The organism is Pseudonocardia halophobica, from assembly GCF_050948485.1.
Lineage (GTDB): Bacteria > Actinomycetota > Actinomycetes > Mycobacteriales > Pseudonocardiaceae > Pseudonocardia > Pseudonocardia halophobica.
In genome coordinates this window covers 5,770,300-5,794,811 of sequence record NZ_CP192046.1, presented here as the reverse complement: position 1 = coordinate 5,794,811, position 24,512 = coordinate 5,770,300, and the positions used below count along the sequence as shown (strand labels likewise).

Genomic DNA, 24,512 nt, shown 5'->3' with positions numbered 1-24,512 from the left:
CGCGGCCCGGCGGCGACGGGTTGGTCCCCGACGTGGGAGGACGGATGAGGTCCTGGGCACGCGTCGCGGCGGTGCTGTTCGCCATCGGCTACGGCGCGAACCAGTTCAGCCCGCTCATGGTCATGTACCGCGAGCAGGGGCAGTACTCGGCCACGGTGGTCGCGGCGTTCTTCGGCGTCTACGTGGCCGGGCTCGCCCCGGGCCTGCTCGTCGGGGGCCCGCTGTCGGACCGGCTCGGCCGCCGGCGGGTCCTGCTGCCGGCGCTGGTCGCGTCGGTGCCGGCGAGCGCGGTCCTCGCCGCCGGGGCCTTCTCCGAGGCGCTGCTGTTCACCGGCCGCTTCCTGTTCGGCGCGGTCACCGGCGTGGCGATGGCCGTCGGGACGACGTGGGTGAAGGAGCTCTCGCAGGCCCCGTTCGACCCCGAGGCGGACCCGGGCTCCGGCGCCCGCCGCGCCGCGCTGGCGCTCTCCGCGGGGTTCGGCGTCGGCCCGGTGGTCGGCGGCCTGCTGGCCCAGTGGGCGCCGCTGCCGATGGAGCTGCCCTACCTGGTGCACATCGTGCTCACCCTCCCGGTGATCGCGCTGGCCGTCCGCGCACCCGAGACGCGGCTGCCGGAGAGGGCGCCCCGGCGGTCGCTCCTCGCGGACCTGAAGGTGCCGGCGGTGGCGCACCCGCGCTTCCGCGGCCTGGTGCTGCCGCTGGCGCCATGGGTCTTCGCCGGTCCCGCGCTGTCCTTCGCGGTGCAGCCGGCCGCCCTCGGGGCGGAGCGCACGGCCGGCTTCGGGCTGATCTTCGCCACCGGACTCACGGCCGTGACGTTGTCGGCGGGCATCGCGATCCAGTCCGCCGCCCGCCGGCTCGACGCCCGCGCCCCGCTCGCCGGCGGCCGGCTCGGCCTGGCGCTGATCGTCGTCGGAACGCTGGTCTCCGGGGGCACGGCGCTGACCGGCTCGCTGGTCGTGGCGTTCGTCGCGTCGGCGGTCCTCGGCGGGGCCTACGGCATCTCGCTGGTCTCCGGGCTGCTGGAGGTGCAGCGGATCGCCGAGCCGGCCCACCTGGCCGGGCTGACCGCCGTGTTCTACACCCTGACCTACGGCGGGTTCCTGCTGCCGGTGATCCTGGCGCCGCTCGCCGTCCACGTGCCGTACGCGGTGCTGCTCATGGTGGTGGCCGCGGCCGCCGCCGTGTGCCTCGCGCTGCTGGTCGCGGCCGGCCGCCGCACGCAGGCCACCGTCGCGGCATGACGCTCGACCTGCGCGCCACCGCCTTCGACCATCCCGACGCGCAGCGGCTGATCGCCGCGGTGCAGCAGGTCTACGTCGAGCGCTACGGCGGCCAGGACGGGACGCGCACCGACCCCGCGGAGTTCGCCGCCCCGCACGGGCTCTTCCTCGTGGGCTATGCCGAGGGCGTCGCGGTCGCGTCGGGCGGCTGGCGGGTGCGCGACGCCGAGGCGGGCGACCCCGAGGTCCGGGACGGCGACGCCGAGATCAAGCGGATGTACGTGGTCCCGGAGGCGCGGGGGAGGGGGCACGCCCGCGCGGTGCTCGCCGCGATCGAGCGCTCGGCGGCGGCCGCCGGGCGGCGCCGGATGATCCTCGAGACGGGCACGAAGCAGCCGGAGGCGGTCGCGCTCTACCGCAGCTCCGGCTACGCGCCGATCGTGCGGTTCGGGATCTACCGGAACGAACCGGACAGCCTCTGCTTCGCCAAGATCATCGACTGACGGCGGGCGGCCGGGAGCGCGACCAGTAGGATCGGGGGCGGCGCCGGTCTCCGGCGCAATCTGTCCGAAGCTCGTCAACGACCCGACGCACCCCTTGAGCCGGGCCGCTCCCTGCGAGCATGCGCGCTGCACGGTGGTCGCGGGACGGAGGTGTCTTGCTCGCGCTCGTCGTCGCCCATCTCGTGGTGGCCGCGCTGCTGCCGCTGGTGTCGCGGCGCAGCCGGCGCGCCGCGTTCGGGATCGCCGCGGTGCTCCCCGCCGCGACGCTGGTCTGGGGGTTCGCCCATCTCGGTGCGGCACTCGGGCCCGGCCTCGAGGAGACGGTGACCTGGTCCACGGCGCTGGACCTGGAGCTCGGGTTCCGGCTCGACGCGCTGGGCCTGGTCATGATCGTGCTGGTCGGCGGGCTCGGGGCGCTGATCCTGGCCTACAGCGCGTGGTACTTCGGCAGGGACAGCCGGGACGCCCCGCGGAACTCGGCGCTGCTGCTCGCGTTCGCCGGGGCGATGCTCGGCCTCGTCCTGGCGGACGACCTGCTCACCCTCTACGTCTTCTGGGAACTGACGTCGATCGCGTCGTTCCTGCTCGTCGGGCAGGGCGGCCTGCACCGGGCCAACCGGCGCGCGGCCGTGCAGGCGCTGCTGGTCACCGTGTTCGGCGGGCTCGCGATGCTGCTGGGGATCGTGTTCGTGGGCGAGTCCGCGGGCACCTACCGGATCTCGGAGATCGTCGCCGCGCCGCCGCCGGGCGGGGTGGCCGCCGCCGGCGTCGCGCTGATCCTGGTCGGTGCGCTCACCAAGTCCGCCCAGGCGCCGTTCCACCCCTGGCTCCCCGCGGCGATGGCCGCGCCGACACCGGTGAGCGCCTACCTGCACGCCGCGTCGATGGTGAAGGCCGGCGTGGTGCTGGTGGGCCGGCTCTCCCCGGGCTTCGCCGACCGGGCCGAGTGGTGGGTGCCGATCGCGGTGCTGGGGCTGGTCACGATGCTGATCGGCGGCTGGCGGGCACTGCACGAGACGGACCTGAAGCGCCTGCTGGCCTTCGGCACGGTGAGCCAGCTCGGCTTCCTCATGGTGCTGTTCGGCTCCGGCGACCGGATCGGCGAGGTCGCGGCGCTGACGATGCTGCTGGCCCACGGCCTGTTCAAGGCGCCGCTGTTCATGGTCGTCGGGATCGTCGACAAGGTCACCGGCACCCGGGAGGTCGGCGCGCTGTCCGGGCTCGGGCGCAGGCTGCCGGGCCTCGCCGTGGCCGCGGTCCTGGCCGCGGCATCCATGGCCGGGGTGCCGTTCCTGCTCGGGTTCCTGGGCAAGGAGGCGGCGTTCGAGGCGTTCGTGCACCAGGGCCTGTACTACGACGCTGCCCGCGGATGGGTTCTCGCGCTCGGCCTGCTCGCCGGGTCGGTCCTCACCGTCGCCTACTCCGCGCGCTTCCTGTGGGGCGCCTTTGCCGACAAGCCCGGCGTCGTGCCCGTCGACCCGAAGCGGCCCGCCGCGGGCCTGCTCGCGCCGACCTGGACGGCCGCGATCGCCGGGCTGGTGCTCGGGTCCGTCCCGCCGCTGGTGAACGCCCTGGCCCAGCCCTACGCCGAGGCCTATCCGGCCACGGACGCGACCGAGGCGGACTACCACCTCGCGCTCTGGCACGGGCTCTCGTTGCCGCTGCTGTTCTCCGTGGTCGCGCTGGCCGGAGGCCTCGCGCTGCACTTCGGGCGCGACCGGATCACGGGCCTGCACCGGGCGCTGCGCCATCCGCTGTCCGCGCAGCGCGGCTACGAGATCGCCGTGGCCGGGCTGGAGCGGGCCGCCACCCAGGTCACCGGTCGCGTGCAGGTCGGTTCGCTGCCCGTCTACCTGGGCGTCCTGCTGTGCACGGTGCTCGTCCTGCCCGGCATCGCGCTGATCGCGGGCGGGACCTGGCCGCAGGACCAGTCGCTGGTGTCGTCGCTGCTGCAACTCCCGCTCGGCCTGATCGTGGTGGCCGCGGCCCTCGCGCTGACCCGGGTCCGCCGGCGGTTCACCGCCGTCCTGCTGGTCGGTGCGATCGGCTACGGCATCGGCGGGCTGTTCGTCGTCGACGGGGCGCCGGACCTCGCGCTGGCGCAGTTCCTGGTCGAGACGCTGACGCTGGTGGCCTTCGTGTTCGTGCTGCGCCGGCTGCCGGCGCACTTCGACCCCCAGAACGGCACCGGCTCCTCGCCCGACGCGAAGCCCCACCGGGGGGTCCAGCTGCGCAAGGCCGCCCTCGCCACCGTGACGGGCGTGTTCGTCGCGGTCGCGGGCGTGGTCCTCACCGGCGCACGGCAGCAGCCCCCCGCCGCCAGCGGCGAGTTCGTGGCCCGCGCCCCGGAGGCCGGGGCGGACAACGTCATCGCGGCGATCCTCGTCGACTTCCGCGCGCTGGACACCGTCGGCGAGATCACCGTGCTGCTCATCGCCGCGGCCGGCACGGCGAGCCTCGTGCTCGCCACCCGCTTCGACCGGAAACGCAAGGCCGGCGGCGGCACCCCCGAGCACGAGAGGGAGGTCCTCGGATGAGCACCCGCGAACCGGTGCCGTTCACACAGTGGGACGAGCCGGAGGGGGAGTGGACGCTACCCGGCGCCTGTCCCGTCCGCTCCAACCGCACTCTGATGCTGGAGGCCGCCGCCCGCTTCCTCTTCCCCACCGTGCTGGTCTTCTCGGTCTACCTGCTGATCGTGGGGCACTACGCGCCCGGGGGCGGGTTCCCCGGCGGGTTGGTGGCCGGGCTGGCCTTCGTGCTGCGCTACATCGCCGGCGGCGAGTCGGAGGGCGCCGAGATCGGCTCGCGGTTCGTCGTGCGCCCGCCGGTACTCATGGGGCTCGGCCTGCTGGTCGCCGTGGTGTCCGCGCTCGCGCCGGTGGCCTTCGGCGCGCCGGTGCTGGCCAGCGCCAAGGTGTCCTTCGACATCCCGCTGATCGGCACCGTCGACCTCGTCTCCAGCCTGCTGATCGACATCGGTGTGTACCTGCTGATCATCGGCGTGGTGCTCGACCTGCTGCGCTCGCTGGGCAGCGGGATCGAGCGGGACGCCCGGGAGGCGGCCGGCGAGGAGGCCGGTCCGTGATCACGATCAACGTGACGATGGCGGTCGTGCTGGCCGTCCTCTACTCCGTGGGCTTCTACCTGCTGTTGCAGCGATCGCTGATGCGGATCCTGATCGGCATCGTGGTGCTCGGGCACGGCGCCAACCTGCTGCTGCAGCTCGCCGGCGGACCGCCTGCGCGCGCACCGGTGCTGGGCACCGCCCTGCCCGAGGAGTTCGCCGACCCGCTCCCGCAGGCCCTCGCCCTGACGGCCGTCGTGATCACGTTCGCGCTCACCACCTACCTGCTGGCCCTGGGCTACCGCAGCTGGGTGCTGACCGGCCGGGACGAGGTCCAGGACGACCTCGAGGACCGCCGTGTCGCCGAGCGGCAGCGTCCCGAGGGCTCGATGGAGGCGGACGCCGAGGGCCCGGACGACGAGGAGGATCCCGGCTCCGCGGCCGCCTCCGACCGGACGGACGAGCCCGCCGAGGTCTCCGGGAGCGGGGCGGCCCGGTGAGCACGCTCGTCACGCTGCCCGTCCTGCTGCCCATCCTGGGCGCGGCCCTGACGGTGCTGGCCGCCCGCTCGGCGCGGACCCAGCGGCTGATCGGGATCGTGGTGCTCGCCGCGGTCTCGGTCGTGGCCGCGCTGCTGCTGGTCGCGGCGGACCGGACCGGCCCCGTCGTCGCCGAGCTGGGCGGCTGGCCCGCGCCCGTCGGGATCGTCCTGGTGGCGGACCGGCTCTCCGCGCTGCTGCTGCTGATCTCGACCGTCGTCACGCTCGCGGTGCTGGTCTACGCGATCGGCCAGCGGATCTCCGACTACGGCCGGGAGACCGCCAGCACGACGTTCCACCCGATCTTCCTGCTGCTCTCGACGGGCGTGTCACTGGCCTACCTCACCGGTGACCTGTTCAGCCTGTTCGTGGCGTTCGAGATCATGCTGGCGGCGTCGTACGTGCTGATCACCCGCCGCACCAACGCGTCCCGGATCCGCTCGGGCATGACGTACGTGATCATCTCCCTCACGTCGTCGCTGCTGTTCCTCACCACGATCGCGCTGGTCTACGCGGCCACGGGCACGGTCAACCTGGCCGACCTCGCCGGCCGGGTGGCGGCGCTGCCGGAGGGGCTGCGGACGCTGCTGTCGATGCTCACGATCGTCACGTTCGGCATCAAGGCGGCGATGGTGCCGCTGCACTTCTGGCTGCCGGACAGCTACCCCAACGCGCCGGCGCCGGTCACCGCGCTGTTCGCGGGCCTGCTGACCAAGGTCGGCGTCTACGCGCTGTTGCGCACCCAGACGCTGGTCTTCCCCGGCACCGGCCCGTCGACCGTGCTCCTGGTGCTGGCCGTGCTGACGATGGTCGTGGGTGCCCTCGGCGCGCTGGCCCAGGACGACCTCAACCGGTTGCTGTCCTTCCTGCTCGTCAGCCACATCGGCTTCATGCTGTTCGGCCTCGCCGTGTACGACGCCCGGGGCGCGGGCGGCACGGCCCTCTACATCGTCCACCACATCACCGTGCAGGCCACGCTGTTCCTGGTCAGCGGCCTGATCACGCGCCGCACCGGCACGGTCTCGATCGACGCGATGGGCGGGCTGGCGAGACGCTCGCCGGTGCTGGCCGTGCTCTTCGCGGTCCCGGCGCTCACCCTCGCCGGCATCCCGCCGACGTCGGGCTTCGTCGCGAAGCTCGCGCTGCTGCAGGCCGGGGCCACGGGCGGGGCGGCCACGGCCGTCGTCGCCGGGTTCGTGGTGCTCGCCAGCCTGCTCACGCTCTACGCCATGGTCCGGGTCTGGGTGCGGGTGTTCTGGGGCACCGAGAAGGAGCCGCTGCCCGACCCCGACCCGACGGACGAGCTGGTCGTCGGCACCGCCCGGGCCTCCCGGCCGATGTACGCCGCCACCGTCGCCCTCATCGCGGTGAGCATCGCGATCGCCGTCGCGGCCGGGCCGCTGTCCGCGATCACCGAGCAGGCGGGCGCGGACCTGCTGGCCCGCACGCCCTACATCGAGGCGGTGCTGGGATGAGGGGGCTGGGATGACCGTGCTGCGCCGCTGGCCGCAGGTGCTCTGGCTGACCGTCGTCTGGGTCCTCCTCTGGGGCACGATCTCGGTGAAGATCGTGATCGGCGGGGTCCTGGTGGCGGTCGCCGTGACCGCGCTGTTCCCGCTGCCGCTGCTGCCGCGGCTGCCCTTCCGGCCGTGGGCACTGCTGCAACTCGGCGGCTATCTGCTGGGCGACCTGGTGGTCTCCGGCGCGCAGGTCGCGTGGGAGACGCTCCGGTACGGCCCGGGCGCGCGGGCGGGGATCGTCGCCGTGCCGCTGCTGACGGAGTCCGAGCGGATCACGACCTTCGTCGCCGCCGCGACGGCTCTGACCCCGGGAAGCGTGGTGCTGCAGATCGACCGGGCGGGCGGCCGCCTGTACGTGTACACGCTGGGCCTGCGCGGGCCGGCCGACGCCTCGCGCGTGCGCCGGCAGATGGAGCGGCTGCAGGACCGGATGATGCGAACCCTGGGGGAGAAGCGATGACCGCCGCCGACGTACTTCTTCCCGCGGAGGCGGCATGAACATCGTCTTCGCGCTGGTCCTCGGCATGCTCGCGGCGGCGGCGTTGATCACCGTCGCGCGCGTGCTGCGCGGGCCGGGCACGCTGGACCGGGTCGCCGCGCTCGACGTGTTCGTGGTCCTGATCGTCGCCGCCTCGGCGGTCTACATCGCCATCTACCGCGACGGGTCGACGATCCCGCTGATGGCGGCCGTCGCGCTCGTCGGGTTCGTGGGGTCGGTCACCGCGGCCCGGCTCGTCGAGCGCTGGGAGCGGCACCGGTGAACGGGCAGGTGGCCACCGACGTCGTGTCGGCCGTGTTCCTGCTGCTCGGCGCCTTGTCCTGCCTGCTCGGCGCGCTCGGGTTGGTCCGGCTGCCCGACCTGCCGGCCCGGCTGCAGGCCGCGACGAAGCCGCAGACCCTCGGTCTGCTGCTGATCCTGCTGGGCACGGCGATCCGGCTGGAGTTCGAGAACGCCGCCACGCTGATCCTGGTGATCCTCTTCCAGGCCGTCACCGCCCCGGTGATCTCGCAGATCGTGGCCCGCTCGGCCTACCGGACGGGCACGCTCGACCGGGACGCCCTCGTCGTCGACGAGCTGGCGGAACGGATGGAGCGCGAGGCCCGGGAGGGCGGGCCCGCCGGGCGAAAGTAGGCTCCGACCGTGGCTGTCTATGCGCTCGGTGACGTCGAACCCGACATCCATCCCGAGGCCTACGTCCACCCGGACGCGGTCGTGATCGGGAACGTGACGCTGGGGGCGCAGGCGTCGGTGTGGCCGACCGCCGTGCTCCGCGGCGACGACGGCTACATCGTGGTCGGCGAGCGCACGAGCATCCAGGACGGCTCGATCATCCACACCACGGCCCGGCAGCCCACGCTGATCGGCAACGACTGCACCGTGGGGCACAACGTGCACATCGAGGCCGCCGACATCGCCGACAAGGTGCTGATCTCGTCGGGCTCGGTCGTGCTCAACGGCTCGACGATCGGCGAGGGCGCGATCGTCGCCGCGGGTGCCGTCGTCTCGCCCAACGCCGTGATCCCGCCCCGGCGGATGGCGCTCGGCATCCCGGCGCGCGTGCGCGAGGGCTACGAGGTGCCGGAGGACCGGTTCCGGTACGCCGTGGACTCGTACGTGCAGCGGGGCAAGCGGTTCCGCGCCGAGCTGCGCCGGCTGGACGTCTGATGGCCGCCAAGCCGCTGGCCGAGGTCGTCGAGGAGGGCTGGGCGCAGGCGCTGGAGCCCGTCGCGCCCGTCGTCGCGGAGATGGGGGAGTTCCTGCGCGCTGAGCTCGCCGCCGGCCGGAAGTACCTGCCCGCCGGCGCGAACGTCCTGCGGGCCTTCCAACAGCCGTTCGACGAGGTCCGGGTGCTGATCGTGGGCCAGGACCCCTACCCGACGCCGGGGCACGCCGTCGGGCTGTCCTTCTCGGTGTCCGCCGACACCCGCCCGCTGCCGCGCTCCCTGATCAACATCTTCAAGGAGTACCAGGAGGACCTGGGGCTGCCGCTGCCGTCGTCGGGCGACCTCACGCCGTGGACGAAGCAGGGCGTGCTGCTGCTCAACAGGTGCCTCACGGTCGAGCCCGGCTCGCCCGGCTCGCACCGCGACAAGGGCTGGGAGGCGGTCACCGAGCAGGCGATCCGCGCGCTGGTCGAGCGGGATGCGGAGCCGCTGGTGGCGATCCTGTGGGGGCGGGACGCGCGCAACCTTGCGCCGCTGCTCGTCGACGTCCCGATCATCGAGTCGGCGCACCCGAGCCCGATGTCGGCGGACCGCGGGTTCTTCGGCTCGCGGCCCTTCAGCCGGGCCAACGACCTGCTCGAGGAGATCGGCGGGGACCCCGTCGACTGGCGCCTGCCGTAACCCGGGCGTGTGTGTCCTGGTTCACAATCTCCCCCGCGTGCGCGAGGTGTGCCCGGATCACGCCGCCATCGGCGGCGACCACGCGCACTGCGGCACCTTCGTCGAGATCTCGTTCCGCGGCGGGCTCGGCCGCAACGGCATGGTCGGCGCCTGCCACCGGTCCGAGTGCCGGCACAACGAGAACCTCGAGTGCACGCCCCGTCCGTCGAGATCGGGGAGGACCAGGACGTCGCGGACTGCCTGACCTACGAGGCCAGGTAGTCGACCGCGTCGATCGGCTCCGCCGCGACGGCGCCCTGCCGGTCGGTGCGGAGCGCGCCGTCCGCCAGCGCCAGCGCCGCCACCGGGTCGGCGTCCTCCACCAGCACCGCACGGTCCGGCCGGGCGAGCCGCCGGGCCGCGCGCAGCACCAGCCGCCGCTCCGGGGCGTCCAGGCCGTCCGTGAGGCGGTCGACCAGCACGAGCGCGGCGTCGGACGCGGCGGCACGCTCGATCATGGCCATGCGCTCCGCCAGCGGGTCCGCCACGCGGGCCGTGAGGCGCAGGGCGCCGGTCTCGTGCCCGTCGGCACATCGGGCCCGGTCCTCGTCCAGCGAGTACATGAGCCGGCGCCGGGCCACGGCCGGGCCCAGGATCACCGTCACCTCGCCGAGCGGCAGTCGCAGCCCCACCGGCAGGCCTCCCTCAGGTCGACGTCGACTGAGGTGAGGCTAACCCTCGTACCCGGTCCCGGTCGAGGTCTCCTCGGCCACCCGCGGCGCACGACGACGGGGCGGCCTCCTCGGTGGAGGAGGCCGCCCCGTTCGTGTCTCGCGGGTCGCTCGCCGTCAGGCGCGCGCGACCTTGCCCGCCTTGAGGCAGGAGGTGCACACGTTCAGGCGCTGACGGTTGCCACCGTCGACCTTGGCGCGCACGGTCTGGATGTTCGGGTTCCAGCGACGGTGGGTACGGCGGTGCGAGTGCGAGACGGACATGCCGAAGCCCGGACCCTTGCCGCAGACGTCGCAGACGGCAGCCACGTCGGACACTCCTCGGGGTAGACAGACAACGATGCGAGGCCCGGGTAACCCCGGGCACGTGTCGTCCAGCGTAACCGCCCGTCCGCCGGTCCTCCCACCGGCCCCCCGCCCGCGACGGACCGCGATCGCCCGACGCGCCCGCTCGCTAGGGTGAACGCGTGCCCCCGACGCTCGACGCCGCCCTGCTCCGGCGCTGGGCCGCCGCCGCCGTGGCGGGGCTCGACCGGCACCGCGGCGAGCTCGACGGGATCAACGTCTTCCCGGTCGCCGACGCGGACACCGGCACCAACATGCTCCTCACCATGCGGGCCGGCGCCGACGCCGTCGACCAGGGGTCGGGCGACGCCGCGGAGGTCGCCGCGGCGCTGGCCAAGGGTGCGCTGCGCGGCGCCCGCGGGAACTCCGGGACCATCCTCTCCCAGCTGCTGCGCGGGCTCGCCGAGGCGCTCGGCGCGGGCGAGGACCTCGCGGGCGCACTGCGCCGGGCCTCCGAGCTGGCCACCGCCGCGGTCGCCGAGCCGCGCGAGGGCACCATGCTCACCGTCATCGCCGCCGCGGCCGAGGCGGCCGCCGAGCTCGACGGGGACCCGGTCGCGGTCGCCGACGCCGCCCACGCGGCCGTCGCCCGCACCACGGGCCAGCTCGCCGAGCTGAGCCGGGCCGGAGTGGTCGACGCGGGCGGGCTCGGCGTCGCCGTGGTGCTCGACGCCCTGGTCGAGGCCTGCGCGGGCCGGGTCCCCGAGCGCTCGCGGGTGGTCGTCCGGGACCGGGCGGCGCTCACCGCGGCCCGCGAGTCCGGGTCGGAGCAGTACGACAGCGAGGTCATGTACCTCCTCGACCGGACCACGGACGACGCGGTGACCGCCCTGCGCGCCCGGCTCACCTCGCTCGGGGACTCCGTGGTCGTCGTCGGCGACGGGTCGGGGACCTGGAACGTGCACGTCCACTGCACGGACGTCGGTGCGGCGATCGAGGCCGGGATCGAGGCGGGCCGGCCGCACCGGGTCACCGTCATGCGCTTCGACGACCGTCCGCCCGAGCCCGAACGCCCCACCTTCCGGCGGCCGCGCGCGGTGCTGATGATCGCCTCGGGGGCCGGGGTGGCCGAGCTCGCCCGCGCGGCCGGGGCGGACGTGCTGGAGACCCGGCCCGGGCACACCGTCTCCGGCAGGGAGCTGGCCGACTCCGTCGAGGCCACCGGCGCCGCGCACGTCGCCCTCATGACCTGCGACGTCGGCCTGCTCGACCTGGCCTCCCGGGTCGCCGGCGCGGCGCGGGACGAGGGCCGCGAGGTGGTCGTCGTCCCCACGACGTCCGTGCCGCAGGGCCTCGCCGCCCTCGCCGTGCACGACCTGTCCCGCAACGCCGCCGACGACGTCGTCGCCATGGCCGAGGCCGCCGCCGGCACCCGGACCGGCGGGCTCGTGGTGGCGGAGGCGGAGGCGCTCACCTGGGTCGGCCGGTGCGCACCGGGCGAGGTGCTCGGGATGAGCGAGGGCGAGGTCGTGCTGATCGCCCCCGACCTGACTGTCGGTGCCCTGTGGTTGGCTCACCGCATGCTGACTCCGGGTGGTGAGCTCGTCACCGCGCTGTTGGGGGCGGACGCCCCCGAGGAGCTGGGCAGCGGCCTGGCGGAGGACCTGCGCCGCACCCACCCGGAGGTCGACGTCGTGGTCTACCGCGGTGGCCAGGTGGACTTCCCGCTGGTGCTGGGGGTGGAGTAGTGGTGGCTCCCGAGAGGATCGACGCGCCGAAGATCGACATGGACACCCGGCTGATCGACGTGATCGGCAGGACCTCGGCGAACGCGCTGGGCGGCAAGCTCGAGCTGCACACCGTCGGCGACCTGGTGCGGCACTACCCGCGCCGGTACGTCGAGCGCGGCAAGCTCACCGACATCGCCGGGCTCGAGGTGGGCGAGTACGTCACGGTGATCGCCACGGTGCAGTCGGCGACCACCCGTCCCATGCGCACCCGGCGCGGGAAGCTGATGAACTGCACGATCCGGGACGCCAAGGGCGCCACCCTGTCGTGCACCTTCTTCAACGCGCAGAAGGTGCAGTCCTTCATCCAGGTGGGGCGCACGCTGATGTTCTCCGGCACGGTCTCGGTCTTCCGCACCGGCCGGCAGACCACGCTGCAGCTCACCCACCCCGAGTTCGAGGAGCTGGAGGAGGACGCCGAGGACCGGCCGTACATCTCCATCTACCCGGCCACCAAGGGCGTCCGGTCCCAGGCGATCGCCCGCAGCGTCCGCCAGGTGCTCGCCCTGCTCGACGACCCGACCGACCCGTTGCCCGAGGACCTGCGGCACGAGCACGAGCTCATGCCGCTGGGCGCCGCGCTGCGCAAGATCCACGTGCCGCAGTCCGAGGCGGACCGGCACGCGGCGAAGGGCCGGCTGGTGTGGGACGAGGCGTTCGGCGTCCAGCTCGCGCTGTCGCTGCAGCGGGAGCGGGCGATGCACCGGCCCGCGGCGCCGTCGCCGCGCAAGGCGGGCGGGCTGCTCGAGGCCTTCGACGCGATCCTGCCCTTCCCGCTCACCGCCGGGCAGAAGTCGGTCGGCGAGGAGATCGCGGACGACCTCGGCCGGCCACTGCCGATGAACCGGCTCGTGCAGGGGGACGTCGGCGCGGGCAAGACCGTCGTCGCGCTGCGGGCGATGCTGCAGGTCGTCGACAACGGGCGGCAGGCCGCGATGCTGGCGCCCACGGAGGTGCTGGCCACCCAGCACGCGCGGTCGCTGCGGGCGATGCTCGGGCCGCTCGGCAACGGCGGCGAGCTCGGCTCGTCGGACCGAGCCACGAGGATCACGCTGCTCACCGGCTCGATGTCCACGGCCGAGCGGCGGCAGGCGCTGCTGGACATCCAGTCCGGGGCCGCGGGGATCGTCGTCGGGACGCACGCGATCATCGAGGACACGGTGGGCTTCGCCGAGCTCGGCCTCGTGGTGGTCGACGAGCAGCACCGCTTCGGCGTCGAGCAGCGGGACGCGCTGCGCGGCCGCGGCGAGCGCACCCCGCACCTGCTGGTCATGACGGCCACGCCGATCCCGCGGACCGTCGCCATGACGGTGTACGGCGACCTGGAGGTCTCGGCGCTCACCGAGCTGCCCAAGGGGCGGTCGCCGATCAGGACCACGGTGGTGCCGGCGGGGGAGAAGCCGAGCTGGCTGGAGCGGGTCTGGGCGCGCATCCGCGAGGAGGTCGCGGCGGGCCACCAGTGCTACGTCGTGTTCCCGCGGGTGGGCGGGGAGTACGCCGCGGCGTCGAAGAAGAAGGGCCGGGACCCCGAGGACGCCGACGATCCGGACGACGCCGGGGCGGACGGGGACGACGGCGAGCGCCGCCCACCGCTGGCGGTGCTCGACATCGGGCCCAAGCTGGCCGAGGGGCCGCTGGCGGGGCTGCGGATCGGGATCCTCCACGGCAAGCTGCCGGCGGAGGAGAAGGACGCGGTCATGCGCGCGTTCGACGCCGCCGAGCTCGACGTCCTCATGGCCACGACGGTGATCGAGGTGGGCGTCGACGTCCCCAACGCCACCGGGATGATCATCATGGACGCGGACCGGTTCGGGCTCTCCCAGCTGCACCAGCTCCGCGGCCGCGTCGGTCGTGGGTCGGCGCCCGGGGTGTGCCTGCTGGTCACGGACATGCCGGGCGGCACCACGGCCCGCGAGCGGCTCGACGCCATCGCCTCCACCACGGACGGGTTCGAGCTCGCGCGGCTGGACCTGGAGCTGCGCCGGGAGGGCGACATCCTGGGCTCCTCGCAGTCCGGGCGGCGCTCGGGGCTCAAGCTGCTGTCGCTGCTGCGGCACGAGAAGGTCATCTCGGCGGCGCGGCTCTCCGCGGCCCGGCTGGTCGCCTCCGACCCCGGCCTCGGGAACCACCCCGGCCTCCGCGCCCTCGTCGCCGAGACGGTGGGGGACGAGGAGGCCGCCGCCTACCTCGACAAGGTGTAGCCCGCCGACTCCCCGCGAGTCGGGAGTTCCGGCACCGCGAGTCGGGAGTTCCGGCACCGCGAGTCGGGAGTTCCGGCACCGCGAGTCGGGAGTTTCAGGTGTCCGAAGTGCACATCTCGGAACATCCCGGGATGTGTATCTCGGTGCCCCCAGACCGCCGACTCGCGGGGCTATGCGCTGAGCTGGCCCCGGCCCTCGTTCTCCAGTGCGGCCACGGCGGCGCGCGGCAGGTGCACCACGCCCGCCTTCTCGAGCCGGGCGAGCTCGGACCGGGCCATCGCGTACGCGGCGAGCCGCTCGGCGTCGTTGTCCGAGTCCCGTGCGGTCGTCAGCAGCTTGATCGCCCGCTCCACCGACGCGCGCTCCGAGGCCGACAGCGAGGAGTGCCGGATCCGCTCTGCCGCGTCGCGCGCGGCCTCCCACGCCCGCACCGCCCGGTCGACGGCCGCGACGAACATCTCCGCGTGGTGGCGGTCGGCGGGCCGGTGGTCGGTGTCGAGCGCCTGGGCCTCGGCGAACGCCTCGACGAACCGCCCGGTGCTGGGCACCGAGACGTCCGCGAGGGCGGGCAGGCGGAGCACGGCCATCGGGTCGCACTCGTAGGCCGTGTACTCCTCGCGCAACCGGTCGAACCGCGCCCGGGCCTGCGCCCACGGCGGCGCCGGCGGGGCCTGCGGGCGGGGCGCCGCGACCGGCGGCGGCGGGATCGGGCGGCGCCGCCCGGCCCGGTGTGCGGTGATCGCGACGACGGCGAGCAGGAACAGGGGGGAGAAGGACACCGCGGCGAAGGCGGTCGCGGCCGCGGCGCTGCCCACCAGCCCCACGAGCAGGATGATCAGCGGGAGCGCGATCCACGGCGACGGCACGGCCATCCCGGGGCGGTACGGACCGTGGTGCCGGTGCGGCGGTCCCGACGCCATCCGGCGCACGCGTCGCGCGGTCCGCTCACCCGGATTCTCCCAGCGGGAACCGTGCCCCCGGCCGTAGCCGCCGGGCCCGCCGAAGCCGCCCGGGTGATGCGGACGCCGTGTCATTCCTCCTTGGTACCCGAACGGGTGGTGACGTGCATCGACCCTGCGGGGGAATGCCCCGGTCGGCCGCACTCGCCGCTCCGGCCGATCTCAGCGACGTCTCAGCCGGTCCGCCGCGGACGGGCCGGTTGCGCACTCCGCGCACCCTGTCCCATCTGGTGGTTCTGCGGTCGACGGGTGTTCGGGCCGCGTGCCACGATTCCCCGTCCCCGCCGCCACCGCGGCGCGGACGCGCGTCACGTCCGACGGACCAGGGAGCCGGATGTTCTCGAAAGTGCTGGTGGCCAACCGTGGCGAGATCGCGATCCGGGCGTTCCGGGCCGCCTTCGAGCTGGGGATCTCGACGGTGGCGGTGTTCCCCTACGAGGACCGCAACTCGCTGCACCGGGCGAAGGCCGACGAGTCGTACCAGATCGGCGAGCGCGGCCACCCCGTCCGCGCCTACCTGTCGGTCGAGGAGATCATCAAGGCGGCGAAGAAGGCCGGGGCCGACGCCGTCTACCCGGGCTACGGCTTCCTGTCCGAGAACCCCGATCTGGCCGCCGCCTGCCACGAGGCCGGCATCACCTTCGTCGGGCCCCCGTCGGAGGTCCTGCACCTGACCGGCAACAAGTCCCGCGCGGTCGCGGCCGCGCGCGAGGCCGGGGTGCCGGTGCTGAAGTCGTCGGAACCCTCGGACGACGTGGAGACCCTGCTCGCCGCAGCCGACGACGTCGGGTTCCCGATCTTCGTCAAGGCGGTCGCCGGTGGCGGCGGGCGCGGCATGCGACGGGTGGAGAAGCCGAGCGACCTGCGCGACGCCGTCGAGGCCGCCTCGCGCGAGGCCGAGTCGGCCTTCGGCGACGGGACCGTGTTCCTGGAGCAGGCGGTGGTGAACCCCCGCCACATCGAGGTGCAGATCCTGGCCGACGGCGAGGGCGACGTCGTGCACCTGTTCGAGCGGGACTGCTCGGTGCAGCGACGCCATCAGAAGGTCGTCGAGATCGCGCCGGCGCCGAACCTGGACCCCGAGCTGCGCGAGCGCATCTGCGCCGACGCCGTGAACTTCGCCCGGCACATCGGCTACCGCAACGCGGGCACCGTCGAGTTCCTGGTCGACGAGCGCGGCAACCACGTCTTCATCGAGATGAACCCGCGCATCCAGGTCGAGCACACGGTCACCGAGCAGGTCACCGACCGCGACCTGGTGATCGCCCAGCTGCGCATCGCCTCGGGGATGACGCTGCCGGAGCTGCACCTGACCCAGGACGAGGTCACCCTCTCCGGCGCGGCGCTGCAGTGCCGCGTGACCACCGAGGACCCGGCCAACGGGTTCCGCCCCGACACCGGCGTGATCAGCGCCTACCGCTCGCCCGGCGGCCCCGGCGTGCGGCTCGACGGCGGCACGGTGCACACGGGCGCCGAGGTCTCCGCGCACTTCGACTCGATGCTGGTCAAGCTGACCTGCCACGGCCACGACTTCGCCAACGCCGTGCGGCGCGCCCGCCGGGCGATCGCGGAGTTCCGGATCCGCGGCGTCTCCACGAACCTGCCGTTCCTCGCCGCGGTCCTCGACGACCCGGACTTCGCCGCGGGGCGGATCACCACCAGCTTCATCGAGGACCGGCCGGAGCTGCTCAAGGCGCGCCCGTCGGCCGACCGCGGCTCGCGCATGCTGGCGTACCTGGCGGAGACCACGGTGAACAGGCCGAACGGTCCGCGGCCCGAGGTCGTCGAGCCCGTCGACAAGCTGCCTCCGGTCGACCTGAACGCCGAGCCGCCCGCCGGGTCCGCCCAGCTGCTGCGCGAGCTCGGCCCGGAGAAGTTCGCGCAGCGGCTGCGCGACCAGAAGGCCGTGGCGGTCACCGACACCACGTTCCGGGACGCCCACCAGTCCCTGCTGGCCACCCGGATCCGCACGCGGGACCTGCTCGCGGTGGCCCCGCACGTCGCGCGGATGGCGCCGGAGCTGCTCAGCCTGGAGTGCTGGGGCGGCGCGACCTACGACGTCGCGTTGCGGTTCCTCGCCGAGGACCCGTGGGAGCGGCTGGCCGCGCTGAAGGAGGCCGTGCCGAACATCTGCACGCAGATGCTGCTGCGCGGCCGCAACACCGTCGGATACACGCCGTACCCGACCGAGGTGACGGACGCGTTCGTCGCCGAGGCCGCGAGGACCGGCATGGACATCTTCCGGATCTTCGACGCGCTCAACGACATCTCGCAGATGCGCCCGGCCATCGAGGCGGTCCGCGAGACCGGGACCGCGGTCGCGGAGGTGGCGCTCTGCTACACCGCGGACCTGTCGGACCCCGGCGAGAAGCTCTACACCCTCGACTACTACCTGCGCCTGGCCGAGCAGATCGTCGAGGCCGGCGCGCACGTCCTGGCGATCAAGGACATGGCCGGGCTGCTGCGCCCGCCCGCCGCGCGCACGCTCGTCGAGGCGCTGCGCAGCCGGTTCGACCTGCCGGTGCACCTGCACACCCACGACACCGCGGGCGGCCAGCTGGCCACGCTGATCACGGCGATCGACGCCGGCGTCGACGCCGTCGACGGCGCGGTCGCCTCGATGGCCGGCACCACCAGCCAGCCCTCGCTGTCGGCACTGGTCGCGGCGACCGACCACACCGAGCGGGCGTCGGGGCTGTCGCTGCAGGCGGTCTCGGACCTGGAGCCGTACTGGGAGGCGGTGCGGAAGGTCTACGCGCCGTTCGAGTCCGGGCTCGCCTCGCCGACCGGCCGCGTGTACACCCACGAGATCCCGGGCGGTCAGCTGTCCAACCTGCGTCAGCAGGCGATCGCGCTCGGGCTGGGGGACCGGTTCGAGCTGATCGAGGACTGCTACGCCGCCGCGGACCGGATGCTGGGCCGGCTGGTCAAGGTCACGCCGTCGTCCAAGGTCGTCGGTGACCTGGCCCTGCACCTGGTCGGCGCGGGGGTCACGGCCGACGACTTCGAGTCCGACCCGGGCAAGTTCGACGTCCCGGACTCGGTGATCGGGTTCCTGCGCGGCGAGCTGGGCGACCCGCCCGGCGGCTGGCCGGAGCCCTTCCGGACCCGGGCGCTCGAGGGCCGCTCGCCGGAGGCCGAGCACCCCGAGCTGAGCATCGAGGACCGGCGCGGGCTGCGCGACGAGCGCCGCCAGACGTTGAACCGGCTGCTGTTCCCCGCCCCGACCAAGGAGTTCGACGCCCACCGGGAGCACTACGGCGACACCAGCGTGCTGTCGACGAAGGACTTCTTCTACGGCCTCGAGCCGGACATCGAGCACACGGTCACCCTCGAGCAGGGCGTGACGCTGCTCATCGAGCTCGAGGCGATCTCCGAGCCCGACGAGCGGGGCTACCGGACCGTGCTGACCACGCTCAACGGGCAGCTGCGGCCGGTGTCGGTGCGCGACCAGTCGATCCAGACGGACGTCAAGGTCGCGGAGAAGGCCGAGCGGGGCAACGACCACCACGTCGCCGCGCCGTTCGGCGGCGTCGTCACGCTGCAGGTGGGCGAGGGCGACGCGGTGTCCGCCGGCCAGACCGTCGCCACCATCGAGGCGATGAAGATGGAGGCCAGCATCTCCGCCCAGCGCGGCGGCACGGTCTCCCGGCTCGCCATCGGCAAGGTCCAGCAGGTGGAGGGCGGCGACCTGCTGCTGGAGATCGAGTAGCCGACCCGACGGCACGAACGGCGCTCTCGTGCGCTAGGACTGCACGAGAGTGCCGTTCGAGCGATCGGAGGTGGGCGCGGTGACCAGGATCATCGCGGGGCGCGCCCGCGGGCGGCGGCTCGCGGTGCCGGGTTCGGGCACCCGCCCCACCTCGGACCGGGTGCGCGAGGCGCTGTTCTCCGCGCTCGACCACGACCCGGGCCTCGAGGGCGCCGCGGTGCTCGACCTCTGCGCGGGCACCGGGGCCCTCGGGCTCGAGGCCCTCTCCCGCGGGGCCGCGCACGCCCTGTTCGTCGAGTCCGACCGGAAGGCGGCGGGGGTGCTGCGGCGCAACCTCGCGACCGTCGGGCTGGGCGGGGAGGTCCGGCTCGGCACGGCCGGGACGGTCCTCGCGGGGCCCGCGCCCCGGCCGTTCGACCTCGTGCTGGTCGACCCGCCCTACGCCGTGACCGACGACGAGGTCGCCGCCTGGCTGCACGCGGCCGCCACGCACGGCTGGCTGGCCGACGACGCCGTGGTGATCGTCGAGCGGGGCCGGTCAGGCGGAACCCGCGCCGCCGGTTTCCCCTGGCCGGAACCGCTCGAAGGCGTGCGTGAGCGTCGTTACGGGGACACCGTGATCCACGTCGGCGGCTGTTACGGTCCGGCCATGCCAGCTGAGGCGCAGCGATGAGGCGCGCGGTCTGTCCCGGCTCGTTCGACCCCGTGACGCTCGGCCATCTCGACGTCATCTCGCGGGCCGCCGGCCTGTTCGACGAGGTCGTCGTCGCCGTGCTGATCAACAAGAAGAAGCAGGGCCTGTTCTCCGTCGAGGAGCGCATCGCGATGCTCGAGGAGACGACGGCCGACCTCCCGAACGTCCGCGCGGACTCCTTCCACGGCCTGCTGGTCGACTACTGCCGCGCGCACGACATCAAGGCCATCGTCAAGGGCCTGCGCGCCGTCACCGACTTCGACTACGAGCTGCAGATGGCGCAGATGAACCAGCGCCTCTCGGGCGTCGACACGCTGTTCATGTCGACCAACCCCGAGTTCAGCTTCCTGTCCAGCTCGCTGGTCAAGGAGGTCGCGACCTACGGCGGCGACGTCGCGCACCTGCTCCCGCCCTCGGTACACCGCCAGCTCCTCGACCGGATCGCCGAGCGCAGCTGAGGCCCGTACCCGGGTGTCGCGCGGTCTATGCCGGCGATCACCCGGTCGGAACTTGACACGCCCTGGCGTCGCGAATACGGGGATCCCGGGCGGGCCGGTGAGAGGATCGCGGCCGTGTACAGGGTCTTCGAGTCGCTCGACGCACTGGTGACGGTGGTGGAGGAGGCGCGGGGCGTCCCCATGACCGCCAACTGCGTGGTGCCGCGCGGCGACGTCCTCGACCTGCTGGACGACCTCCGCGAGGCCGTCCCGGGCGAGCTGGACGACGCCCAGGACGTCCTCGACCGGCGCGACGAGATCGTCGGCGAGGCCGAGCGGGAGGCCGAGGAGACCCGGACCGCCGCGTCGACCGAAGCCGAGGAGATGCTCGCCGAGGCCCGCGCCGAGGCCGAACGGCTGGTGGCCGAGGCCCGCGAGGAGGCCGAACGCACCCTGGCCGACGCCCGACACGAGGCGGACACGATGATCGCCGACGGCCGGCAGGAGTACGAGGAGCTCACCGAGCGGGCCCGGCACGACGCCGACCGGCTCGCCGAGGCCGGCCGCACCACGCACGACCGCTACGTCGCCGACGGGCAGGCCGAGCAGGCCCGGCTCGTGTCCGGCACCGAGGTCGTCCGGGCGGCGCACACCGAGGCGGCGCGGATCGTCGACACCGCCGACGGCGAGGCCGACCGGCTGCGCCGCGAGTGCGACGGCTACGTCGACGCCAAGCTCGCCGAGTTCGAGGACACCCTCACCAAGGCGCTGCGCACCGTCAGCCGGGGTCGCAGCCAGCTGTGGAAGGGTGGCTCGCCCAACGGCACCCCCGCCACCGCCCTGCACGGGCGGACGGGAACGGGGATGGACCTGATCGACTGAGCGCCGGTGTTCGTTCGTCTAGCCAGGTCGCGTACTTGTCGACGGTGATCGTCGGTTGTGTGCGCTGAGGGTTGTGTGGAGCGCCGTGGGTGCACGGCAGCGCTGATCATGGGGTGGCGGTCGCCGGGCAAGATCGCCGTTCAGGTGCAGCGAGCGTGGGCTCGGCTGCCTTGAGGGCACGACTTCACCGATCACCGGGCGAGGTTGTCGTGATCGTTGTTGGCGTGCAGCGGGGGCGAGCCCGGCTGCCCTGAGCGCAGGGCATCACTGATGATGCGGCGTGCTTGGCGGTCATGATCGTCTTTGTCGTGCAGGGATGGTGGGGCGGGCAGCCCGAGTGCACCAGATCAGCGATCTTCCGAGCCGGTATCGGGACGTCTCCGGGCTCGGCGGGCTCAGCCGCCTCAGAGCTCGGTTCCCCCGGAAGACGCGGTCGTGATCGTTGATGGCGTGCAGCAAGGGTGGGCTCGCCTGCCCTGAGCACACGGCATCGCCGATCACGGGGGGAGGCTGTCTGCCGTGATCGTCTTTGGGCAGTGATGGTGAGACCCGCTGCCCCGAGTGCATGGAACTGGCGACAACTCGAGCCGGCGTCGAGACGCTCCCAGCGCGGTGGGCCGGGGGCTTGAGCGCAGGGCATCGCCGATCACGGGTCGATCATGATCGCGTTACACGTGCACTGATGGTGAGCTTCGCTGCCCTGAGTTCACGGGGCCAGGGACCTCTTGAGGCCCTTCCGGGCGCGGTGGGCGGTGCCGGATTCGAGAGCCGCGGAACCGGCGCGATCGCGCTGCCGTCCGAGCGCGCATGGATCTCTCCCTACCCTTCCGCGGCTCGGAGGCGACGGCCACCGGCTCGCTCACCCGCGGCGCGCTGCGCGGGCCGCGCTTCCGCAGACTCCTGCCCGACGTCTACGTGCCGGCAGACCTGTCCGTCGATCTCGCACTGCGCGCCCGGGCGGCCGCGGTGTGGGCGGGGGAGGGCGCCGTCGTGGCCGGCTGGGCCGCCGCGGAGCTGCTCGGTGCGTCGTGCGGGCCCCGGGACGCGCCCGTCGACCTGATCGTCCGCGCCGGAACAACGAGGCCGCCGGCGGGTGTCCTGCTCCGGCGGACCGGGCTGTGGAGCGACGAGACCACGCACCGGGCCGGGGTGGTGGTCACGACGCCGGCCCGGACGGCCTTCGACGTGGCCAGGTGGGCTCCGGACCTCGTCGAACGAGTCGCGGGTGTGGACGCGGTGGCCCACGTCTGGCGGCTCGAGGTCGACCGGATCCGCTCGCTGTGGCGACGGCACCTCGGCGCACACGGCAATGCCGATCTCGCGGAGGTTCTCCGGCTCGTCGACCCGCGGGCGGAGTCGCCCATGGAGTCGCGGATCCGCGTCGCGCTGCACCTGGCAGGGCTCCCACGTCCGCGGGTCCAGCACCGGGTGGGGCCGCACCGGCTGGACCTCGCGTACCCGGAGGCGCTGCTCGGCGTCGAGCACGACGGCCCGCACCACCGCGAGGCCGAGCACGCGCGGCGGGATCTGGAACGAGAGGCGTTCCTCGCCCGCGCTGGCTGGCGGGTGGTTCGGTTCGCCTCGTGGACCGTGCTGCACGAGCCGGACCGGATCGCGCGGGAGGTCGGAGCACTCCTCGCGGCGTCGTGATCGGCGACCGCGTGTACTTACGGCGGCGTCGAGGACCGCGACTGCACCGAACCGACGATCATGTTGAAGGGTGGGCGCGTTGCGGCACGTGATCGCCAGTTCCGTGCACTGGGGCAGGCCCGACGACCCCTGCTGCACCACGTCAACGATCATGGCCGACCAGCCCAGCGCTACTGGCGGTGTCGTGATCGACGATCGCGTGCACTCAAGGCGGCGGCTGCCGCCGTGGCTATACCGAGCCGACGATCATGATCAGCTCGCTTCTCGCGCTGGCCGGCCCGCGGGGGCGTGATCGCCAGTTGCGGGCGCTGACGGCGGAGTCGACGACCATCGCTGCACCGAGTCGACGATCATGGCCGCGGCGACCGGCCGCAGGCCTCGTGATCGGCCTTCGCGTGCATCGGCGGCGGTATCAGAGACCCTCATCGCACTGGACCGACGATCATGGTCGGCGGCGGGCGAAGTCGGCGCACAGTAGATCACTATCCGGTCAATCGTCTCAACACGCTGTGCCGAACGGACTACTCTGCGCGCATGGCCCGCCACGACGAGCCGGATCCGGCGACCTGGTGGGAGCGGTACGGCCACCGCCTGCACGGCGAGCCGACGGGGTCCGGTGAGAGGGAGACGACGGTGGCGGACGACAGGGCGGCCGACGACGGGCGCGAGCCGCCCCGCATGGCCTACCCGCAGCGGCAGGGCGGCGAGGCCGGGGCATGGTTCACCGATCCCTCCGGGCTGCCCGCGGTCGGTGCGGAGCCGCGGCGCGCCGCCGGACCGGCGCACCTGCGGTCGTTCGACCCGGACTCGCTGGTCCGGGCGCGCGGCCCGGTGCCCGACCGCGGCTGGCGCAAGATCCTGCACACCGCGACGCTCGGCCGGATCGACCCCGGCCCCAGTGCGGCGCAGCTCGCCGCCCAGGACCGACTGGCGCGGGTGCGCAGCCACCTCGCCGGGACGCACCGGGTCGCGGTGACCTCGCTGAAGGGCGGCGTCGGCAAGACGACCGTGACCGCGTGCCTCGGCCTCGCGCTCGCCGAGTACCGCGGCGACCGCATCCTCGCGCTCGACGCCAACCCCGACGCCGGCACGCTCGCCGACCGGCTGACCGGGCACAGCGACCGGACAGTCCGCGACCTGCTCGACGACCTCGGCGCCGTCGACTCCTGGACCGCCGTCTCGCGCTACACGAGCCTCGCCGGCCGGCTGCAGGTCCTCGCCTCCGAGCAGGACCCCGCGGCGGGGGAGGCGTTCACCCGGGACGAGTACCTGCGGGTCGACGAGGCGCTCGCCCGGTACTTCAGCGTGATGATCACCGACTCCGGGACCGGCATGGTCCACTCGGCGATGTCCGGGACGCTCGACGTGGCCGACTCGCTCGTCGTCGTCGGCGCGCCGACGGTCGACGGGGCCGGCCGGGCCAGCAAGACCCTCGACTGGCTCGTCGCGCACGGGCACGAGGGGCTCGTCGCCGACGCGGTCGTGGTGCTGGTCGGGCGTGCGGGCCGTGAGATCGACGCCCCGGCGCTGCGGGAGCACTTCGGCGGCCGCTGCCGCGCCGTGGTGGAGGTGCCGCACGACCCCCACCTCGCGACGGGCGGGCGGATCGACCAGGGCCGGCTGCGCCCGGCCACGCGGGACGCCTTCCTGGAGCTCGCCGCCGCCGTCGCCGAGGCCTTCCCGGCGCACGTGCGCCGCTGAGCGGAGGGCGGCGTCCGTCTCCCCGGATCGCCGCTCCGGTGACCCGGAACTGCCGACTCGCGCTACCGGATCTGCCGACTCGCGGTGCCGGATCTGCCGACTCGCGCTACCGGATCTGCCGACTCGCGGTGCCGGATCTGCCGACTCGCGCTACCGGATCTGCCGACTCGCGGTGCCGGAACTGCCGACTCGCGGTGCCGGATCTGCCGACTCGCGGGGGTGGGGGTGCGGCTGGTGTGGACGGCGGGTCGTGGACTGCGGGTCGTGGACTGCGGGTCGTGGACTGCGCGTATCCT

General features: G+C 73.8%; 23 protein-coding genes. 20 read left to right on the top strand and 3 right to left on the bottom strand.

Annotated features, from left to right (window positions below; all coding sequences use genetic code 11):
- Positions 1-44: 44 nt before the first annotated feature.
- The 12 genes from ACQP04_RS27490 (at position 45) to ACQP04_RS27435 (ending at position 9,442) form a co-directional block, all read left to right on the top strand.
- The gene (locus tag ACQP04_RS27490; protein WP_433503434.1) at positions 45-1,244 is read left to right on the top strand and encodes an MFS transporter; all 1,200 of its coding nucleotides are present in this window, start codon (positions 45-47) and stop codon (positions 1,242-1,244) included.
- Positions 1,241-1,726, top strand: a complete 486-nt coding sequence (locus ACQP04_RS27485) for a GNAT family N-acetyltransferase (RefSeq protein WP_433503433.1) — start codon at positions 1,241-1,243, stop codon at positions 1,724-1,726. The genes ACQP04_RS27490 and ACQP04_RS27485 overlap by 4 nt, the downstream gene beginning before the upstream one ends.
- Positions 1,727-1,881: 155 nt before the next feature.
- A complete protein-coding gene (mbhE, locus tag ACQP04_RS27480; protein ID WP_433503432.1) occupies positions 1,882-4,263 on the top strand; it encodes a hydrogen gas-evolving membrane-bound hydrogenase subunit E in 2,382 nt (793 codons plus the stop codon).
- Complete coding sequence (locus ACQP04_RS27475; RefSeq protein WP_379566024.1) at positions 4,260-4,814, top strand: MnhB domain-containing protein; 555 nt, start codon at positions 4,260-4,262, stop codon at positions 4,812-4,814. The genes mbhE and ACQP04_RS27475 overlap by 4 nt, the downstream gene beginning before the upstream one ends.
- Entirely contained in the window at positions 4,814-5,293 is a 480-nt protein-coding gene (locus tag ACQP04_RS27470) for a Na(+)/H(+) antiporter subunit C (protein WP_433508452.1), read from the top strand. Before ACQP04_RS27475 ends, ACQP04_RS27470 begins: the two co-directional genes overlap by 1 nt.
- Positions 5,290-6,807 (top strand): Na+/H+ antiporter subunit D, encoded by a 1,518-nt coding sequence (locus ACQP04_RS27465; protein WP_433503431.1) that lies wholly within the window; start codon positions 5,290-5,292, stop codon positions 6,805-6,807. The genes ACQP04_RS27470 and ACQP04_RS27465 overlap by 4 nt, the downstream gene beginning before the upstream one ends.
- Before the next feature lie 10 nt (positions 6,808-6,817).
- A complete protein-coding gene (locus ACQP04_RS27460) occupies positions 6,818-7,312 on the top strand; it encodes a Na+/H+ antiporter subunit E (protein ID WP_433503430.1) in 495 nt (164 codons plus the stop codon).
- A 34-nt stretch (positions 7,313-7,346) separates the two neighbouring features.
- The gene (locus ACQP04_RS27455) at positions 7,347-7,613 is read left to right on the top strand and encodes a monovalent cation/H+ antiporter complex subunit F (protein ID WP_379566026.1); all 267 of its coding nucleotides are present in this window, start codon (positions 7,347-7,349) and stop codon (positions 7,611-7,613) included.
- Complete coding sequence (mnhG, locus tag ACQP04_RS27450) at positions 7,610-7,984, top strand: monovalent cation/H(+) antiporter subunit G (RefSeq protein ID WP_433503429.1); 375 nt, start codon at positions 7,610-7,612, stop codon at positions 7,982-7,984. Before ACQP04_RS27455 ends, mnhG begins: the two co-directional genes overlap by 4 nt.
- Before the next feature lie 9 nt (positions 7,985-7,993).
- Entirely contained in the window at positions 7,994-8,518 is a 525-nt protein-coding gene (locus ACQP04_RS27445) for a gamma carbonic anhydrase family protein (protein WP_433503428.1), read from the top strand.
- Positions 8,518-9,198 carry a uracil-DNA glycosylase gene (locus tag ACQP04_RS27440; protein ID WP_433503427.1) on the top strand — a complete coding sequence of 227 codons (681 nt, stop codon included), beginning with the start codon at positions 8,518-8,520 and terminating at the stop codon, positions 9,196-9,198. The genes ACQP04_RS27445 and ACQP04_RS27440 overlap by 1 nt, the downstream gene beginning before the upstream one ends.
- A gap of 37 nt (positions 9,199-9,235) precedes the next feature.
- The gene (locus ACQP04_RS27435; RefSeq protein ID WP_433503426.1) at positions 9,236-9,442 is read left to right on the top strand and encodes a hypothetical protein; all 207 of its coding nucleotides are present in this window, start codon (positions 9,236-9,238) and stop codon (positions 9,440-9,442) included.
- Between the two features lies 1 nt (position 9,443).
- Here the strand turns inward: ACQP04_RS27435 and ACQP04_RS27430 are convergent, their stop codons facing one another.
- Together ACQP04_RS27430 and rpmB are read right to left on the bottom strand one after the other, a co-directional pair.
- Positions 9,444-9,869, bottom strand: a complete 426-nt coding sequence (locus tag ACQP04_RS27430; RefSeq protein ID WP_433503425.1) for a hypothetical protein — start codon at positions 9,867-9,869, stop codon at positions 9,444-9,446.
- Positions 9,870-10,025: 156 nt separating this feature from the next.
- Positions 10,026-10,217 (bottom strand): 50S ribosomal protein L28, encoded by a 192-nt coding sequence (rpmB, locus tag ACQP04_RS27425; RefSeq protein ID WP_037046883.1) that lies wholly within the window; start codon positions 10,215-10,217, stop codon positions 10,026-10,028.
- A 158-nt stretch (positions 10,218-10,375) separates the two neighbouring features.
- On the opposite strand from rpmB, the gene ACQP04_RS27420 reads away from it, so the two are divergent.
- Positions 10,376-11,941, top strand: a complete 1,566-nt coding sequence (locus tag ACQP04_RS27420) for a DAK2 domain-containing protein (protein ID WP_433503424.1) — start codon at positions 10,376-10,378, stop codon at positions 11,939-11,941.
- A 38-nt stretch (positions 11,942-11,979) separates the two neighbouring features.
- Entirely contained in the window at positions 11,980-14,181 is a 2,202-nt protein-coding gene (recG, locus tag ACQP04_RS27415; protein WP_433508451.1) for an ATP-dependent DNA helicase RecG, read from the top strand.
- Positions 14,182-14,351: 170 nt separating this feature from the next.
- Here recG and ACQP04_RS27410 read toward each other — a convergent pair whose 3' ends face one another.
- Positions 14,352-15,053, bottom strand: coding sequence for a hypothetical protein (locus ACQP04_RS27410; protein ID WP_433503423.1), 702 nt, complete (start codon positions 15,051-15,053; stop codon positions 14,352-14,354).
- A gap of 421 nt (positions 15,054-15,474) precedes the next feature.
- Between ACQP04_RS27410 and ACQP04_RS27405 the strand changes: the two genes are divergently transcribed.
- The 6 genes from ACQP04_RS27405 (at position 15,475) to ACQP04_RS27380 (ending at position 24,216) form a co-directional block, all read left to right on the top strand.
- Positions 15,475-18,852 carry a pyruvate carboxylase gene (locus tag ACQP04_RS27405; protein ID WP_433503422.1) on the top strand — a complete coding sequence of 1,126 codons (3,378 nt, stop codon included), beginning with the start codon at positions 15,475-15,477 and terminating at the stop codon, positions 18,850-18,852.
- A 79-nt stretch (positions 18,853-18,931) separates the two neighbouring features.
- Positions 18,932-19,525, top strand: a complete 594-nt coding sequence (gene rsmD / locus ACQP04_RS27400; RefSeq protein WP_433503421.1) for a 16S rRNA (guanine(966)-N(2))-methyltransferase RsmD — start codon at positions 18,932-18,934, stop codon at positions 19,523-19,525.
- Positions 19,522-20,004: a pantetheine-phosphate adenylyltransferase gene (coaD, locus tag ACQP04_RS27395; protein WP_037046891.1), complete on the top strand. Its 483-nt coding sequence runs from the start codon at positions 19,522-19,524 to the stop codon at positions 20,002-20,004. Before rsmD ends, coaD begins: the two co-directional genes overlap by 4 nt.
- Positions 20,005-20,118: 114 nt before the next feature.
- A complete protein-coding gene (locus ACQP04_RS27390) occupies positions 20,119-20,865 on the top strand; it encodes a DivIVA domain-containing protein (protein WP_358201177.1) in 747 nt (248 codons plus the stop codon).
- An 807-nt stretch (positions 20,866-21,672) separates the two neighbouring features.
- Positions 21,673-22,515 carry an endonuclease domain-containing protein gene (locus tag ACQP04_RS27385; protein WP_433503420.1) on the top strand — a complete coding sequence of 281 codons (843 nt, stop codon included), beginning with the start codon at positions 21,673-21,675 and terminating at the stop codon, positions 22,513-22,515.
- Between the two features lie 534 nt (positions 22,516-23,049).
- On the top strand, positions 23,050-24,216 hold the full coding sequence (locus ACQP04_RS27380; RefSeq protein ID WP_433503419.1) for an AAA family ATPase: 1,167 nt from the start codon (positions 23,050-23,052) through the stop codon (positions 24,214-24,216).
- Positions 24,217-24,512: the final 296 nt, after the last annotated feature.

Coding starts and splice junctions, on each gene's coding strand:
- ACQP04_RS27485 (WP_433503433.1), top strand. CDS start 1,241: ATGACGCTCGACCTGCGCGCCACCGCCTTCGACCATCCCGACGCGCAG.
- ACQP04_RS27475 (WP_379566024.1), top strand. CDS start 4,260: ATGAGCACCCGCGAACCGGTGCCGTTCACACAGTGGGACGAGCCGGAG.
- ACQP04_RS27490 (WP_433503434.1), top strand. CDS start 45: ATGAGGTCCTGGGCACGCGTCGCGGCGGTGCTGTTCGCCATCGGCTAC.
- ACQP04_RS27380 (WP_433503419.1), top strand. CDS start 23,050: ATGGCCCGCCACGACGAGCCGGATCCGGCGACCTGGTGGGAGCGGTAC.
- coaD (WP_037046891.1), top strand. CDS start 19,522: ATGAGGCGCGCGGTCTGTCCCGGCTCGTTCGACCCCGTGACGCTCGGC.
- ACQP04_RS27405 (WP_433503422.1), top strand. CDS start 15,475: ATGTTCTCGAAAGTGCTGGTGGCCAACCGTGGCGAGATCGCGATCCGG.
- recG (WP_433508451.1), top strand. CDS start 11,980: ATGGACACCCGGCTGATCGACGTGATCGGCAGGACCTCGGCGAACGCG.
- ACQP04_RS27385 (WP_433503420.1), top strand. CDS start 21,673: ATGGATCTCTCCCTACCCTTCCGCGGCTCGGAGGCGACGGCCACCGGC.
- ACQP04_RS27410 (WP_433503423.1), bottom strand. CDS start 15,053: ATGGCCGTGCCGTCGCCGTGGATCGCGCTCCCGCTGATCATCCTGCTC.
- ACQP04_RS27460 (WP_433503430.1), top strand. CDS start 6,818: ATGACCGTGCTGCGCCGCTGGCCGCAGGTGCTCTGGCTGACCGTCGTC.
- ACQP04_RS27455 (WP_379566026.1), top strand. CDS start 7,347: ATGAACATCGTCTTCGCGCTGGTCCTCGGCATGCTCGCGGCGGCGGCG.
- ACQP04_RS27440 (WP_433503427.1), top strand. CDS start 8,518: ATGGCCGCCAAGCCGCTGGCCGAGGTCGTCGAGGAGGGCTGGGCGCAG.